This is a genomic window from Methanimicrococcus blatticola (assembly GCF_004363215.1).
Taxonomy (GTDB): Archaea; Halobacteriota; Methanosarcinia; order Methanosarcinales; family Methanosarcinaceae; genus Methanimicrococcus; species Methanimicrococcus blatticola.
This window is the reverse complement of record NZ_SNYS01000005.1, coordinates 219,199-234,704: the sequence shown is the minus strand read 5'-3', so window position 1 is coordinate 234,704 and position 15,506 is coordinate 219,199. Positions and strand designations below refer to the sequence as shown.

Genomic DNA, 15,506 nt, shown 5'->3' with positions numbered 1-15,506 from the left:
TCCTTTCACTTATTCTTTTTCGTTTTATCTTTCATTTTCGCCAGGAACTTCTTGGCGTCACCTTTGGCATCCGCAACCATGTCGTTTTGACGCCTGAATTGTGACATATCCGGCCTGGGCGGCGGCGCTCCGGGGGATTCTTTTTCACGTTTATCATATTCTTCGTGCAGCCGTTTCAACTCTTTGATTTCAGTGACACGGCGGTAAATGACTTCCGCCAGGAAAATGACCAGTGCGAGAAGCAATAAGTAAACATTGAAACTGACAGCTTCGCGGGTTTGATAAGTTGTTTTATCGCCGTTGTTTTTGATATAAAGTGCCTTGGCCTGCTCAACGGTGTAAATATTGCCGCCGGTGGATTCAATCAATTTGCGGAAATCCTGATAAACACCGATATTGCGGTATTCAAGCGGATAATTCACCGTCACCGGATAACCGGAAATATTGTATGTGCCGGTTTGATTAAAAGTCAATTCCGTCACATAAACGCCTTCCGACTCCATTGTCAAAAGCAACTTCTGATCATTCAGCATCAGAACGGGAATGCCCGCATCATACATATTAACGCGCAGCGTCACCGGCTGACCGACATAAGTATCCGGACAGTCAATCACAAGACCGCTCTCCTTATTCGGATCGCCCATAACCCAATTCGTCGTCGCCGAAATCACCTTTGAGCCGGGTGCCGCATAGAGCTCGGAAGCCCAATAATTGCCGTTGCCGACACCGTTATCAGTCGTCAGCGCAGCAACACGCCCGAGACCGTAACGCCAAACCGTCAAAACAGGAGAACCGTCGCTTGCAATAATCAATTTGTCAGAACCTGCTTTCGGCGTAACGCCGTTGTAGCCGCTGATATTTGTTCCGCTGATGTTTAATCCCTGAACAATGAAATGTTTCGGATTCGAAATATAAAGACTGGCTTCCGTCACATTTTCATTGGGATTTTCGACTTCGCCGAACATCTGTGTGAAATTCGGATAAATCGGAAGACCCTGATTGGATTCCACATAAACGCCGTCTCCTTTATAATTTCTCATTAAAGACTTGGCATAAATGTTGCCGCGGGAATCATTGAATTGATTCGGGCGTTTGGAACCGCCGGTGTAAATGTTCATGAAAAGCATTGATGCGCCGTATTTATCAGCCTGATTGACAGAACGCAGCAACTCATTGTAAGTTCGCTGGTTCAGCAAATTACCGTCTGAAATGATGATGACAAGCGGCTGACCGGATCTGTTTTCCATGACCGGAATCGCGCGGTCAAAAGTATGAACAAGATCCGTTTGACCGTCGCCGGTTTTCAAATCTTCGATTTCTTTTTTAAGAGCTTCTGATTCACGCGGATTGCCGACGAAATAGAATTCACCGGTATCATTACGGGATTGGTCACCGATTGTGAAATAAGTAATATTCGCCTCTTTGAAATAATCGCTCTCAATGATATTTACGGCAGATTTTTTGATATTTGACAAAAGCGTTTCATTGTTGGCCCCCCAAGTACTGGCACTGTCGGAAACGTCAATGAAAAGATAGACATCCTGAATCCCTTCCCAATCAGACGGAACGGAAACGACCGGAAGCAATTTTTCAAATGAAGAATCCAAGTATGAATGCCCGACCGGATAATCGAAAGACGTTTTACCGCCGACAACCATCAAGCCGCCGCCCTCTGAAACATATTCTTTCAAATAAGCGACTTCTTCTTCAGTCATGTTTCCGATATACATATCGTCTATTATGACAGTCTTTGAAGAAGCCAACGCATCCGGCAATCTGTCGCCGAACTCTGAAAGCGTTTTAACAACTGTGACGTTGTAAAGCGAGCCTGCCACTTGCGTTAAAGAAGCATTCGATTCGGACGTGACAACAATCACATCCGGTTTTTCAATTGCGTAAATGGATTTCTTAAAAACATTATTGATCGGATCGGTGTCCGCGGAAGACGTTAATGTCGCTTCAAGCGTGTGCGTTCCAAGATACATGAAACGGGTTTGGAAATAAGTTGTCTTTTCCTGTTCGCCGTCTGTCATCGTAAATGTTTCATTCAGAATCGTGTTGTTGTTCTGTTTGACAACATAATTGTAAGTGACATCACCGGTACCGGCTTGACGAACCGTGATTCCGAATTCCTGGACATTGCTGTAAATAACAGACTTGTCGCCGGAAATTTCAATGCTTAAATCATTGCGCTCCAACGCCGGTATAACAGCGGACACGGTTGTGTTTGTCTGAACGGCAACATCAATGCCTTCTTCAAGTGTTTTTCCATAGTTGCTGTTCCCATCTGATACCAAAATAATCTGATTTTTGCCGTCAGCGTACTGAGCCACTTTTTCACCGAGCGCGGTCGAATTTCCGCCAAGCGTATCATACTTGAGTTGGAATTTGTCCGAGAAATAATCATAAAGCTCTTGACCGGCACCTTTTCCAAAATAATTCATACTCGGCGTGTTGTCAACAACAAGCACCATATCCGGATTGACATCCGTTCGCGTTACGGTCATAAACGAAACCGGATTCGCAAGCGCAATAATTAAAATTATCGCAATAACCGTGCGTGAGCCGACAAGAAGCTTCTGCTTATTCCCGAGTGCCTTTTTGAAGAAATAAATACCAATCAAAACGGCGGGAATGATTAAAAGCAGCAGCATCGGCATTTCAAAATACATTTAAATATCCCCCCGTTTTCTGAGCAAATAAAGTTCCAATATCATAAGCAGTGCCGCCAATATTGCGAAAATATAGAATATGTTCGTCTTGATTTCATATTGTGTCGGCAATTCACCGCCTTCGTTGGCATTTTCAAGCCCCGTCATCCGTTCGGTCACCGTATTGGATTCTTTATCATTATACATATTGACAGCGATTTTCTTTGAACCGATTGTATAAACGCCGACCGTATCAAACAAAACGCGGTTTGTTGTCGTTTTGCCGTTGGGGGTCAGAATCTCAGTGTCTGCCGAGAGCGTCATGATGGTTCCGGCTTTCACATTGTATTCGGAAATGTCACCGATGCCGGCAAAGTAATCGGCAATGCGGATCCAAAAGACAGGGAATGCCGGGAAACTTGCGAAGTTGTTCCACGCGTCTTCTCCGGAGTGATCGTTCAAACCGAAGTAGAAAACCGTTCCGTTATTGTACGGACCGTAAGCGATAATCGGAACGCCTTCCATTGTCATGACCGGATAAGCCGTCGCCGACAAGTCACGGGTTTCCGCATTCAGATACGTTCTCATGTAAACGCTGTTCAAATCCAAGTCGCTTGTGAAATCACTGCCGACCGCATAAATTTGTGTGCCGTCAATGCTGGAAACGGTTGAATTAATGCGAGCCGGAAGCATTTTTGATAAATTGACAGTTTGATTGGCGGCTTCCAAATATTTGCCGGCAACAAAAACCAAATTGCCGCCGTTTGAAACATAAGTATGCAGCGTATCCACTTCTTCGCTTGTCAGCACATGGTCGCCCATATTCACGACAACAAAGCTGTAACTCATCGAAAGCGATTCCGGAACTTCTTCAATACTTGTTACTGTCAGTTCCGGAATCAATGAAAGCGCGACCTCAGACGGCAAAGTTCCGCCGGCATCTGAGATGTAAAGAACATCAGCAGATTGCGTTCCGGGAATTGAAATATAAGCATAATTATCAGATTCAATCGCGTCAGAGGTGATTAATTTAATTTCGGTTGTTCCGCTGCGGACATTTTTGAAAACGAATGTTTCAACGCTGTCACCCTGAACAGAAACGGTCAGCGGGGAATAAACCAATTTTGAACCGTTGGGGAGGGTGGTTGTCACATTGGCGTAAACGGATTTAACGCCCGTATCGTAATTGCGGACCATGAAATAATAGTTGTAAGTTCCGTTGGATTTCTCCAAATAACCGTTAATAATTGCCAAATTGTTGCTCGTGGGCGTTCCGTACGGAACAAAAGTCACGTCTAAACCGCTGCCGAGAAGGTTCTTTGCCTCCATCGGATTCAAGCCGTCCCAAGCGGTAAAGTCGGACAAAACGTAAACTGAGCCGCCTTTCGCGGAAAGGATGCTGGATGCTGTGGCCATGGAAGATCCGATATCTGCCGTCACGGCTTTTGAAGACAGCCCTTTGATTGCCCGCTCGGCATCCGCCGCGCTGACATTTTCGGCAATAATCACCGGCGTGGACTCGGCCAAAATAACCGTATTGACTTGGCTGAGGTAACGCGGCGCGTCACGCTGCGCTTCAGCGAAACGGTCGCCGATTTGCATACTGGCCGACCCGTCAATAATAATGACTGTGTTTTTGTCGCTCAGCGTGTCGTAAGATAAAATGTACGGACCGGCTGCGGCCACCGCCAGCATGATGAGAACAAACAGCTGCACGATGAAAAGCGGATCGCGGACGATTTTTGTAATTGAAGAATAAATTTTTTCGCGTGATTCTTCCACTCTCATTAAAAACATGACCGAAGGCATGCTTACTTTAAACGGTTTGGGAAGAAGCATATACAGAATAATCAGCGGAATAATCGACAGAAGACCGAGTAATGCCAGCGGAAAAATAAAAGGAAGAGAGGACAATGAGTCTGCAATTGCCATATTTATGCACCTCTGTCAATAATCTGTAAAAAGGAATCAAACACAGGCACGTCTGTTGTAAATGAATAAAACTTGGCGCCGGTTTTTTTGCAAATGCCGTCAATTGCCGCGTTGTGATTTTCTAATTCTTTCAAATAATTGTTTCTGAAAGAATCACTCAAATAAGTTTTCATTTCGTCACCGGTTTCCATATCAAAGAATCTGGAATCGCCTTTAATCGGCAAATTCTTTTCAAACGGATCCAACACTTGAATCAAAATCAAATCGTTTCCGGAAAGACGGTGAATGGAAGATTCGATGTGTTTGATATCTTCCATAAAATCAGAAATAATAACGACAAGAGATCTGGATTTGATGAGTTTTTCATATTTGTGCGTACAGACGTCTAAATCGGTTGTTCCTTCCAATTCGTAGGAAGCCAATCTGTCCGTCAGTTCAAGCAAATATCTCATGCCGCGTTTTGGGGCGTTGATTTCAATATTTTCATTGAATGTTGAAATCGCAAATTTGTCGTTTTTGCGCGAAACGGTATAAGCGACGCCCAAAGCCATCATCGCGGCGTATTCGTATTTTTTGACGTTGCCGTCGGGGAAATCCATACTTTTGCTGGCGTCCAATAAGATGTGCGCCGTTAATGTTTTCTCTTCTTCGAATTGGCGGACGTAAAGTTTTTCGGTTCTGGAATAAGCCTTCCAGTCAATGTCTTTCATTTCGTCGCCTTGATAGTATTCTCGATAGCCGACCGTGTCAATGCCTTTTCCGATACGCGTTGACGGGCGGTTTCCGGCATAAACAGTGGACACGCGTTTTCGAATCGCCATGTTATAGCGGTCCAGCTGCCTGAGAAACTCAATGTCGAAATTATGTTTTGTTTCAGCCATGATTTTTCAGCATAATTGGTGTTTACAAATCGATACTTGATTCGGCTGAAATTATTTTTTGGCACCGAACGGCAATTTGGCGCGAAGACCTGAAGATTCATTCTCCTGCGGCTTGGGTTTTAAGAAGCCTGCGTCAATGAGAAGGTCTTCAATCGCGTCGTCGGGTGTGACACCGGAGCGTTCCGCTTCGAAGCTGAGAATAATTCTGTGTCTCAAAACCGGGTAAGATATGGCGATAACGTCTTCTTCGGCGACATAATTGCGGCCGTGAATCAAAGCGCGGGCTTTGGCGGCCAAGATAATGGCAATGGATGCACGCGGGGATGCGCCGTATTCAATTGCGCCACCGTCACGTGTTTTAATAACCAACTGAATTGTTCTGGTTTTCAAATCTTCCGCAATCGGAACGTCTTTTGTTAATTTCTGAAGGCTGACCAAAGTGTCTTTGGAGATACCGCGTGACGTTGCAGGTGAAGATTGAGCAGTGTAGCGGTTAACGATTTCAAGCTCTTCTTTATAATCGGGATACGGAACAAGAATTTTTAAGAGGAAACGGTCGAGTTGTGCTTCCGGAAGCGGGTAGGTTCCTTCCTGTTCAATCGGGTTCTGTGTTGCCAAAACGAAGAACGGTTTGTCCAACGGATAGGTGTGACCGGCAACAGTAACCTGTTTTTCCTGCATGGCTTCCAAAAGCGCGGATTGCGTCTTCGGGGAAGCACGGTTAATTTCATCAGCCAAAACGATGTTGGCGAAAACCGGGCCGTGTTCAAAACGGAATTTTTTGTCGCCGCCGTGTTCTTCCACGATTGTGGTACCGGTAATGTCGGCCGGCATCAAGTCAGGCGTACACTGGATACGATTAAAGGAAAGGTCGACCACTTTTGAAATGGTTGAAATTGTCAATGTTTTACCGAGACCGGGGTTACTTTCTAAAAGAGCGTGACCGTTACAGAGAAGCGCGATCATGACTTGTTCAACGACTTCTTGCTGTCCGACAATGACTTTTCCGATTTCATCAAACAAAGTCGTGAAAATTTTGTGAGCGTTTTCATATGTCTTTAAAAGTGCGGGGTCTGCGACAGACTCGGGCGCGCTGTAGACAGCAGGCTCTGCGGCAGGCGAGTCAGAAACATTCGCATCAGGCGCATATGATTCTGAGTCGGCTGCTGTTTCTGCTGTTTCTGCCGATTCTGCAAATTCTTTTTTTGAGTCGGTGTCGTTTAAATTGTTTTTTGAGTAGCGGTAAGATGTTTCATTTGTTTCCGGTTCCATTTTATTTTCCTCTTTGTATTGAATGTGCTTTGTATTGAATGTGTTTAAGTGAATGTGTTTAAGTTGAAGTATTAAAAGTGAATTAATGATTGAAATGAATGGTGTTTCAGTGAATGTTTTTTGAAATGAATATTATGAAATTATTTTGAATTGATGAGAATTAAAATGAAATCAGCTGTTTTCAGCCAATTTCTTGAAATAATCTTTTATGATATCTTCGTAGCCGGCCGGCAGCGTATCATAAAAGTGATGGGAGCTTAAGCTTTCGGGCGGGTAGGGCGTTGACGGGGTGAAATTGTTTTCTGCGCCTTCAAGCATATCCCCGGGACCTGTTCCCGCGCCGGGCGGTAGTGTGACGTCTATATCAACACCGGGTTCCGCCGCAATCGGCGGGGCTTCCGTCGGGATGCTGGAAGAGTTGTTAGACGATGTGTTTTCATCCAACGGCGGTTGTGTGATTGTGCCGTTTGGGAATCGGTCATAAATGTCGCCCGGTGAAAAGGGTCCCGTGAATCCTGTAAAGAAGATAAAGCCCAAGAAAAGACCGGCAACAACAATTGCCGCCAGGCTGTAACCGACGCGTTTTCTGTCAATCAGGTCTGAAGTTGAAACACCTTCCACGTCACTCGAAACGGATGTTTTGAGTTCGGTGATGATGAAATTGTTCGGATCAGCGTTTCTGTGGTCGTACGCGGTTTTCAAACGGTCTTTCAACTCAGGATAGGTGTCTTCGACGATGTCCTGAGATTTTTTGCGCTGGGGCGGTGCTTTCTTGAAAAGCTTGTAGATTCTTTTGACATTCTTTTCTGTCAGCTCCAAGATTAAAAGCGAGAACAGACAAACGATGAAGAACATGAAAATTGTTTCATAAGTGATTGAAAAGAACGGAATGTCAGGAGATAAACCGACGTACGGTTCCGTTAACGGGATGAGTTTGAAAATATCGTCTAAATTGAAAAAAACGGCAATCAAAAGAGTAATTAAAGCGATTGCCAAGAATTCCAACAGGTCATAAATCGTACGATAGCGACGTATAACCGAATCCATTTTGCGTGTAAATATTTCAAGATCCAAGATGATCCCTCTGTTTTGTTCGTTTTTCATTAAATTTTAATTCGTTATTTATAAGAGATATATTGATCAAATAATACTTTAGAGATTGTCAACAATATCTGTTACATTATTTAAAATTTTATATGAAATGCAAACGATTTTGAAATTTCAATTTTAATATATAATGTAAAATGAAGCAATAATCATTTAAATGTTATGTGGTGTTTGTGGTGATATCTGTTGATTTCAACATAAAAAAGATATAAATTTTAATAAAGGTTATAAAATTTATCAGAGAGTTGAAAAGCAAATCGGTGAAGTTAAAAATGAAAAAAGAAATTGTTGTTTTAAGACTCGGTCATCGCCCCGAAAGAGACAAGCGCATCACAACGCATGTCGGCCTCACTGCTCGCGCGCTCGGCGCAAGCGGTATGTTTTTGGCGTCTGACGATCAAAAAATAACGGACAACATTGAAGAGATGACAGGCCGCTGGGGCGGCGACTTTTTTGTCAGAAACAATGTCAGTATGACAAAGGAAATTAAAGATTGGCAGGCGCAAGGCGGAAAAGTGTGCCACTTGTCCATGTACGGCATCAACCTCCCCGACGCGGTTCCCGAATTAAAAAAACAGAATAAATTAATGATTATTGTCGGTGCCGAAAAGGTTCCCGGTGAAATTTACGAATTGGCGGACTGGAACGTCGCCGTCGGCAACCAGCCGCACTCGGAAGTGGCCGCGCTTGCGATCACAATGGACAGAATCGCAGAGACAGACCCGCTGACCGTTCCCTTTGAAAACGCGGAATTGACGGTGGTTCCGATGGCGAAAGGAAAAAAAGTCATTCATGATGATGAATTAAAAGAGAAAAACAGACAAGAGCATTAAATTTTGTTTCATTTATTATAACTTTCAACTCTCTTTTTATTATTTTTAAAAAACATTTCTCGGATTTGCGATATATAAAAACGGTGCACTCGCGCGCGGCGTTGCCGACAGTAGACAGCGGCAGGAACTCAAATGGCAGGCAGCGGAGGCAATGCAGACGGCAGGCAGCAGTGGCCACGTTCGCGCAAGCGAACGGATGTGATAAGAAAGAGCAGATGAGCGCAGCAGCACAAACAGATCAGACCGGTGCAACAGCACAGACAGACGCAGTAGAACTAACAGGCACAGCAAAGCAGAAGAGCATTACAAAGCAGATACAAATTATATAATTAATTCGAGATTCTCTCTTCACTTCGCTCCATTCAAAATCGGAAATTAGCAGGCGGTTGCTTTTGGTTTTTACTTATATTAAAAAAGAAATTGAAAAAAATAAAAACAAATCTTAAATCATTTAAATTGAGAAAATTAAATGAAAAAAGCAAAAATTGGAAATAAAAAATTAAGCTGCATTTGCAGCTTCACTTTCTTCATTTTCCGAAAATATTTCTTCTATGAATTTTTCTTCCGGCGGTTGTGTTTTTAAACTGACGACGATTGCCGCGATAATCGCAAGCGGTGTTGCAATCAGAATCGGGTCGATAAATGTCCACATGCCGGTCAAAAGGGTTGGCTGGCCGAACAAAATCTGACAGATACGGAACGGAACGGCTTCTGATGCGTGAACAAAGACGTACCAGAAAATCGAAACGACGAGTCCCGTGAAGAAACTGGCGTAAGCACCTTTTTTTGTCATCTTTTTCCAGAAAAGGCCGCCGGCGTACATCGGCAGAAGCGCGGATGTACAAATGCCCATGAAGACAGCGGTCGCTCTTGCGATGATGCTTCCCGGGAGCTGGAATGCCAAAATAACGGCAACAATAATTGTGATGACCATACCGATTCTTGAAAAGAGAATCGTGTTGGTTGAGCGTCCTTTTAAGATTCCGTTTTTAATCACATCGTATCCGACGGCGGTTCCCATGGTGTGGAACTGAGATCCGGCGGTTGACATGGCTGCGGACAGTAAACTGAGCGTGAAAATCATGATGAAGATCTCGGGCATGATGCCGTTAATGAACGCAGGGATGATTGAGTCAACGTTGCCGCCGACGGCTTCAAGCGCAATCATTCCGGTTTCATTGAAGAACCAAACATTTGACAATGAACCGACAATGTAAGCAACGCCGGCCATCATAAAGATGAACGGGCCGCCTGCGAAAACGGCTCTCTTGAGCGTCTTGTTGTCTTTGACGGTCATGAAACGAACGGCAAGTTGCGGCTGCGCGATGATACCGATACCGACACCTAAGACCAGCGAAGAGATAATTGTCCACCAGAGCTGTGACCCGAATTCAGGCATCATTGTCCATCCGCGATGGCCGATTGCGGTCAGAGATTCAGGAACAAGGTAAGACATATTCGTCAGTGCCGTATGCGCTTCAACAACACCGCCGAGTTTGATGTAAGTGAAAATCAACAGGAAGGCCATGCCGATAAACATAATGCCGCCTTGGAAGGCATCGGTGTAAACGATTGACATTAAACCGCCGACGATGACGTAAATTGCGACAATAATTGTGAAAATCAGCAAAGCGGTTGTGTAATCAATGCCGAGTGTTGTTTCAATGAAACGGGCCGCGCCGATGAGAACGCTGGCAGCGTAAAGCGGCATTAAAACGGCAATGAATAAGCCGACCCATGACTGAATGCCACGGGATTTGAATCGTTTGCCCAAAAACTCCGGGAAAGTAGATGCATGAAGCTGTTTTCCCATTTTGCGCATTCTCGGGCCGAAAACCAGAAAAGCAATGATAATACCGACAAGGATATTTAAAAAAGCCAGCCAAAGCAAGCTCATGCCGTGAGACGCGGCGACACCGCCGAATCCGATAATGGCGGATGTACTGATGAACGTTGCGCCGTAGGAAATGTCCATAATCAGTGGGTGCGTTTTGCGGCCGGCAACCATATAGTCCGCCGCATCCTTCGTCTTCCTATAACCGTACCAGGCAAGACCGAAAGTGATTCCGAGATAAAGAATCACCAATACAACGAATATCGGCATATTCAAGCCCGAAGACGATTCAAATAATGAAGAGAGGGAAAATCCTGTCATAAGTTAACCTGTAAACCTTTTCTGTAATTTCAATTCGTTCTGTATCGGCCATTCAGCCGATTGTTCTGTTCTTTGATTGTTCTGTCTAATTATTGACAAATTATTGATAATTAATCTGTGTCATTCCAGTGACGAATGCCGTAAAACATGCACCAGATCGCTGATATGAAACACAGAAGGTAAGCCGCCAAAATCAGCGGGTCGGGGATTCCGAGAATCATTTTACCAGTCCTGTTTAATTTTATCCGGCAAAGCCGAATTTAAATTTCAGTATAAATGAAGTCATGATATAAAAGCAGAAAGTCTCATTCGAAAGCGACTGCATTGACAAAATGTATGTCAATTACTACCATGTCATTTGATAGCATGATACATATTCACAATATATAAAGATTATGTCAAAATGATGTTTTCAGAACCGAAGCACCAATTCAAAAAATTAAATCAAAATTTTGTCCAATCATAATTTTGTCATCCAATCAAAATCTTGTTAATTGAAAGAAAGTCAAATGCGGCGTTTGAGTATTACAAACGACCGAATTTGTAGCAAAAGATAAATAAACATATCAATTATTTATGAATTATATTTTCACGGGAGATTATATATTATGCATATTTCAGAAGGCGTTTTACCGGCAGGCGTCTTAGCGGCCGGCTGGGTTATACTCATTATTCTTCTCATTATTACGATTGGATGGAGCCGGAAAAAATTCGGAAATATTTCCGAAAAAATTCCGCTCATCGCGGTTGTAACGGCGGCATTTTTCGTTGCCTGTTTATTCAGGGTGCCGGTGCCGCCAACGTCGCTTCACTTGGTTCTCAGTGGATTGGTCGGCATTTTGCTCGGCCCGCTTGCATTGATCTGTATTTTCATCGGCCTGCTTCTTCAGGCACTGTTGTTCCAAAACGGCGGCATTACGGTTCTCGGCGTCAACAGCGTTGTTATGGGATTGCCTGCAATCATCGCCTGGTTTGTTTACAAAGCACTTTTAAAGAAAAAAAATACGGCTGTTTCCGCCGGACTTGCAAGTGCTTTTTCAATCTTCTTGTCAACGCTTTTGCTGGCCGTTGTCTTTTTAGCGGCCGGCATTGATTTCGGCAGCTTGAATGCATTAGCGGATTACGCGTCAGGCATTCCTGTTTTGTCGTCAATTGTTTCCGCTTTGGCAGGGTCATCTTTCGGTCTGACCGTTTTCCTGTTGTTCTTAATGAATTTACCGCTGATGATTATTGAGGGAATTATTTGTGCATTTATTGTACCGTTTATCGAAAAAGTAAAACCGGAGATGTTAGAAGAAAAAATTGACGGGAAAAACAGGACAGATTGAAATCGAAACATTCTTAGCAGATTGAATTCGGAATCCGAAAATTCGGTTTAAAATGAACTCGGTAAACTGAATGCCTTTGACAACTCTCAAAACATATTATCTTTAAAGATTAGAACTGTTATCGAATTAGAAATCCTTATAACTAAAAATCAGCATTAATTGAAGAAACTCAAATGAAAATGTTTTTTAAAAATTTTTGGGTGTCTTCTTCATTATACCTGATTAAAAATAAAGGTAAATTAAATTTAAATTTGTGATAATCTTAAGGAATCAGAAATATGCATATTTCAGACGGCATTCTTCCGACATGGGTTCTTGCGGCCGGTTGGATCTTAACAATTATTTTGCTGGTTGTCAGCATCGCGTGGAGTAAAAAACAAGTCGGCAACTTGACCGAGAAAGTGCCTCAGGCGGCGGTAATGACTGCCGCGCTGTTCGTTGCCTGTATGTTCAGAATTCCTGTGCCGCCGACATCTTTGCATTTAATGCTGGCAGGCTTGGCAGGAATTATGCTCGGTCCGCTCGCCTTTGTTTGCATTTTCATCAGCCTGCTTCTTCAGGCCATTTTGCTTCAATTCGGCGGCATTACCGTTCTCGGCGTCAACAGTCTTTTGATGGGCGTTCCCGCGCTTTGCGGATATTTAGTTTTCATGGCCTTGTCCAAAACAAAATCCCCGTCCTGGCTTTCAGGCGCTGTCACCAGTTTCATTGCCGTGACAATTACGACAATCCTTCTCGGAATTATCTTTTACGTCTCGGGCGTTGACTTCGGCAGTTTAGGCGCAATGCTTGACAGAGTCTCAGGCATTCCGATTCTTTCAAATATCGCCGACGTCTTACAAAATACACCGGGACTCTTAACATTCTTTATGATATTCCTGATGAATATCCCGCTGATGCTTGCAGAAGCCGTCATCAGTGCTTTCATCCTGCCGTTTATCGAAAAAGTCAAGCCGGAGATGCTTGAACAATATCATCTCAAACAAAAAAATTAAAAATGATTGAATAAAAAAGGAGAAAATAAATGATTCAAAATAAACTGAAATATTTGGCAGCCGCGCTTTTAATTTTAACTTTGCTGGTTGCGCCTGCCGCTGCCCACGGCGTTTACATGAGTTGGGAGGCAAACGGCAACAACATCTCAACCCATTCTTATTACCAAGGCGGCGACCCGATGGCAAATTGCGACGTCACTGTTGAAACGCTTGATGCCTCCGGAAAAGCAACAGAATATTTAAAAGATAAAACAGATGCAAACGGCAATTACACATTTGAACTCAAATCCGGCGTTTCCTCCTACCGCGTCAAAGTGGTTGAAGGCGAACACGCAGTTTCAAAGAAAATTGATGTTGACGCGCCCTCAGGCAGCGGATCCGGAAGCTCGGGCAGCGGCAGTCTGATCTTTGGAACAGAAGGTCCGTCCCTCTTTACAATCGGCGCAGGCCTCGGCTGGATCGTCGGTATTGCCGGCATTATCATGTATTTGCAGGCCCGCAAGATGAATAAATCCAAATAAACAAAAGAAATACAGTCAGCAAAAGATTAATGTAATCAAAAAGGACAGTGGAAGAATGGCCCAATTCGGAATCGATTCATACTTGTATGCCAAGAATTCACCGGTTCACCGTATGAACCCGACGACGAAAGTGGTTGCTGTTTTGGCAATGGTTATTTCCGTTGCGATTGTCAAAGATATTTATATGGCAACGTTTGCCCTTCTTCTTTCCTTTTTAATGATTTTGATTGCGAAACTGCCGATCAAATTCGTTGCTCGAAGAATTTGGTCTCCTTTTTTATTTATTTTGATTTTTGCCGCGGCACTGCTTCTCAGCGGCGGTGAGGGTGAAATCCTTTGGTCGATCGGATTTTTAGATATTACAAAAGAAAGCGCGATGGATGCCGCGCTGATTTTAATTCGCGCAACGTCTGCCATTATTATGCTAACCGTTCTTTTGGCGACAACGCGTTTTGACATGATTGTCAAAGTTTTATATGATTTGAAAATGCCGGTTTTCTTGCTTCAGATTTTGATGTTTTCCTATCGTTATATTTTCGTTTTCTCAGATGAGTTGGAAAACATGAAAAATTCCATGACGTCGAAAGGATTTCGGCCGACTCTTTCGATGCGTATGTTTTCATCCATTGCCAATATGCTCGGCATGCTGCTGATCAAAAGTTTCGAGCGCGGTGACGATGTTTACCGCTCTATGGTTGCGAAAGGATACACCGGAAAGCCGACGATTATCACGAAAAACAAAATGCATGCCAAAGATTACGCGTTCGTTTCGGTTGCAATCGTCGTTGCGCTTGCCATTCACATTCCCGCACTTGTTCAAAGCGGAATATTAAATTCATGGATTTAACGGAAGAGAAAAAGATGAACACTGACACATTAAATGATAAACCTGAAAATGTTGATGAAAAAAGCATGCCTGTTCTTTCCGTCAAGAATTTAACATACCACTATCCAAAAAACAAGCTCGCGCTGGATGATGTTTCTTTTGACATTTATTCCGGGGAAAAAGTCGCGGTTGTCGGCCCGAACGGCGCCGGAAAAACGACCCTTTTCCTTCATATGAATTCAACAATTAAAAGCAAGGGTCATATTTTCATCAACGGCAAAGATGTCGCCGACATGAACCCGACAGAGCGTGTTAAAGAAGTCGGCATTATGTTTGCCGACCCTGACAATCAGCTTTTCATGCCGACCGTTTTTGATGATGTCGCCTTCGGCCCGCTCAACCTCGGCCTTTCCAAAGAAGAAGTCGAACAGCGCGTGGAAGAAGCAATCGAAATGACCGGCATCGCTGATTTAAAAACCCGCGTTCCGCATCACCTCAGTTTGGGACAAAAGAAAAAAGTCGTTTTGGCATCCATTATTTCCATGAAGCCGAAAGTGCTTATTTTAGATGAACCGACCGCGAACCTGGACCCGAAAAGTAAGCGCGACGTTTTGGAAATCGTAAACAAACTGAATGCTGACGGCATGACAATCATCATTTCAACCCACGACGTGAATCTCCTGTCTGAATTGGCCGACAAGGTTTTCGTCCTCAACAAAAGAATCATTGAAACAGGAACCCCCAGAGATATTTTCTCAAACCCCGGCCTTCTTGAAGAAAACAATTTAGAAGCCTCAGACATTTTCAAATTCTTCCAACTCCTCTCTTCCATCGGATTTGATTGCGAAGAACTGCCGCTCAGTTTTGACGAAGCGGTTGAAGAAATTCTGACACAAATGGAAGAAAGCGGCGGTCATATTCATTTGCACACGCACGATCATTCTCATGAAGAAATGATTAAATTGCGAACGGCATTCCAACAACGGATTGAGAGAATTGATTAAA

General features: G+C 43.7%; 14 protein-coding genes. 6 read left to right on the top strand and 8 right to left on the bottom strand.

Annotated elements, in window-relative coordinates; genetic code table 11:
- Positions 1-5: 5 nt before the first annotated feature.
- The 5 genes from C7391_RS01135 to C7391_RS01115 form a co-directional block, all read right to left on the bottom strand.
- A complete protein-coding gene (locus C7391_RS01135; protein ID WP_133516704.1) occupies positions 6-2,672 on the bottom strand; it encodes a hypothetical protein in 2,667 nt (888 codons plus the stop codon).
- Positions 2,673-4,583, bottom strand: coding sequence for a BatA domain-containing protein (locus tag C7391_RS01130; protein ID WP_133516703.1), 1,911 nt, complete (start codon positions 4,581-4,583; stop codon positions 2,673-2,675).
- Between the two features lie 2 nt (positions 4,584-4,585).
- Positions 4,586-5,464 carry a DUF58 domain-containing protein gene (locus tag C7391_RS01125; protein WP_133516702.1) on the bottom strand — a complete coding sequence of 293 codons (879 nt, stop codon included), beginning with the start codon at positions 5,462-5,464 and terminating at the stop codon, positions 4,586-4,588.
- A 51-nt stretch (positions 5,465-5,515) separates the two neighbouring features.
- Positions 5,516-6,736 (bottom strand): AAA family ATPase, encoded by a 1,221-nt coding sequence (locus tag C7391_RS01120; RefSeq protein ID WP_133516701.1) that lies wholly within the window; start codon positions 6,734-6,736, stop codon positions 5,516-5,518.
- Between the two features lie 171 nt (positions 6,737-6,907).
- Positions 6,908-7,810 carry a DUF7502 family protein gene (locus C7391_RS01115; RefSeq protein WP_133516700.1) on the bottom strand — a complete coding sequence of 301 codons (903 nt, stop codon included), beginning with the start codon at positions 7,808-7,810 and terminating at the stop codon, positions 6,908-6,910.
- 305 nt (positions 7,811-8,115) lie between these two features.
- Between C7391_RS01115 and C7391_RS01110 the strand changes: the two genes are divergently transcribed.
- Positions 8,116-8,676, top strand: coding sequence for a tRNA (cytidine(56)-2'-O)-methyltransferase (locus C7391_RS01110; protein ID WP_133516699.1), 561 nt, complete (start codon positions 8,116-8,118; stop codon positions 8,674-8,676).
- A gap of 45 nt (positions 8,677-8,721) precedes the next feature.
- On the opposite strand, the gene C7391_RS01105 is transcribed toward C7391_RS01110, so the two are convergent.
- The 3 genes from C7391_RS01105 to C7391_RS08615 form a co-directional block, all read right to left on the bottom strand.
- The gene (locus C7391_RS01105) at positions 8,722-8,934 is read right to left on the bottom strand and encodes a hypothetical protein (RefSeq protein ID WP_133516698.1); all 213 of its coding nucleotides are present in this window, start codon (positions 8,932-8,934) and stop codon (positions 8,722-8,724) included.
- Positions 8,935-9,175: 241 nt separating this feature from the next.
- On the bottom strand, positions 9,176-10,831 hold the full coding sequence (locus C7391_RS01100; protein WP_223610937.1) for a sodium:solute symporter family protein: 1,656 nt from the start codon (positions 10,829-10,831) through the stop codon (positions 9,176-9,178).
- 110 nt (positions 10,832-10,941) lie between these two features.
- Positions 10,942-11,052: a symporter small accessory protein gene (locus C7391_RS08615; RefSeq protein WP_324254604.1), complete on the bottom strand. Its 111-nt coding sequence runs from the start codon at positions 11,050-11,052 to the stop codon at positions 10,942-10,944.
- Between the two features lie 387 nt (positions 11,053-11,439).
- Here C7391_RS08615 and C7391_RS01095 point away from each other — a divergent pair, with 387 nt between their 5' ends.
- The 5 genes from C7391_RS01095 (at position 11,440) to C7391_RS01075 (ending at position 15,505) form a co-directional block, all read left to right on the top strand.
- Complete coding sequence (locus tag C7391_RS01095) at positions 11,440-12,159, top strand: CbiM family transporter (protein ID WP_133516697.1); 720 nt, start codon at positions 11,440-11,442, stop codon at positions 12,157-12,159.
- Positions 12,160-12,437: 278 nt separating this feature from the next.
- Positions 12,438-13,154, top strand: coding sequence for a CbiM family transporter (locus C7391_RS01090; RefSeq protein ID WP_133516696.1), 717 nt, complete (start codon positions 12,438-12,440; stop codon positions 13,152-13,154).
- Between the two features lie 29 nt (positions 13,155-13,183).
- The gene (locus C7391_RS01085; RefSeq protein WP_133516695.1) at positions 13,184-13,675 is read left to right on the top strand and encodes a hypothetical protein; all 492 of its coding nucleotides are present in this window, start codon (positions 13,184-13,186) and stop codon (positions 13,673-13,675) included.
- Positions 13,676-13,730: 55 nt separating this feature from the next.
- Complete coding sequence (cbiQ, locus tag C7391_RS01080) at positions 13,731-14,522, top strand: cobalt ECF transporter T component CbiQ (RefSeq protein ID WP_133516694.1); 792 nt, start codon at positions 13,731-13,733, stop codon at positions 14,520-14,522.
- Positions 14,513-15,505 (top strand): energy-coupling factor ABC transporter ATP-binding protein, encoded by a 993-nt coding sequence (locus tag C7391_RS01075; protein WP_223610936.1) that lies wholly within the window; start codon positions 14,513-14,515, stop codon positions 15,503-15,505. The genes cbiQ and C7391_RS01075 overlap by 10 nt, the downstream gene beginning before the upstream one ends.
- The last annotated feature ends 1 nt before the right edge of the window (position 15,506 follow it).

Excerpts from the sequence above, each read along its gene's own strand:
- C7391_RS01135 (WP_133516704.1), bottom strand. The coding sequence starts at position 2,672 with ATGTATTTTGAAATGCCGATGCTGCTGCTTTTAATCATTCCCGCCGTT.
- C7391_RS01130 (WP_133516703.1), bottom strand. The coding sequence starts at position 4,583 with ATGGCAATTGCAGACTCATTGTCCTCTCTTCCTTTTATTTTTCCGCTG.
- C7391_RS01125 (WP_133516702.1), bottom strand. The coding sequence starts at position 5,464 with ATGGCTGAAACAAAACATAATTTCGACATTGAGTTTCTCAGGCAGCTG.
- C7391_RS01120 (WP_133516701.1), bottom strand. The coding sequence starts at position 6,736 with ATGGAACCGGAAACAAATGAAACATCTTACCGCTACTCAAAAAACAAT.
- C7391_RS01110 (WP_133516699.1), top strand. The coding sequence starts at position 8,116 with ATGAAAAAAGAAATTGTTGTTTTAAGACTCGGTCATCGCCCCGAAAGA.
- C7391_RS01100 (WP_223610937.1), bottom strand. The coding sequence starts at position 10,831 with ATGACAGGATTTTCCCTCTCTTCATTATTTGAATCGTCTTCGGGCTTG.
- C7391_RS08615 (WP_324254604.1), bottom strand. The coding sequence starts at position 11,052 with ATGATTCTCGGAATCCCCGACCCGCTGATTTTGGCGGCTTACCTTCTG.
- C7391_RS01095 (WP_133516697.1), top strand. The coding sequence starts at position 11,440 with ATGCATATTTCAGAAGGCGTTTTACCGGCAGGCGTCTTAGCGGCCGGC.
- C7391_RS01090 (WP_133516696.1), top strand. The coding sequence starts at position 12,438 with ATGCATATTTCAGACGGCATTCTTCCGACATGGGTTCTTGCGGCCGGT.
- C7391_RS01085 (WP_133516695.1), top strand. The coding sequence starts at position 13,184 with ATGATTCAAAATAAACTGAAATATTTGGCAGCCGCGCTTTTAATTTTA.
- cbiQ (WP_133516694.1), top strand. The coding sequence starts at position 13,731 with ATGGCCCAATTCGGAATCGATTCATACTTGTATGCCAAGAATTCACCG.
- C7391_RS01075 (WP_223610936.1), top strand. The coding sequence starts at position 14,513 with ATGGATTTAACGGAAGAGAAAAAGATGAACACTGACACATTAAATGAT.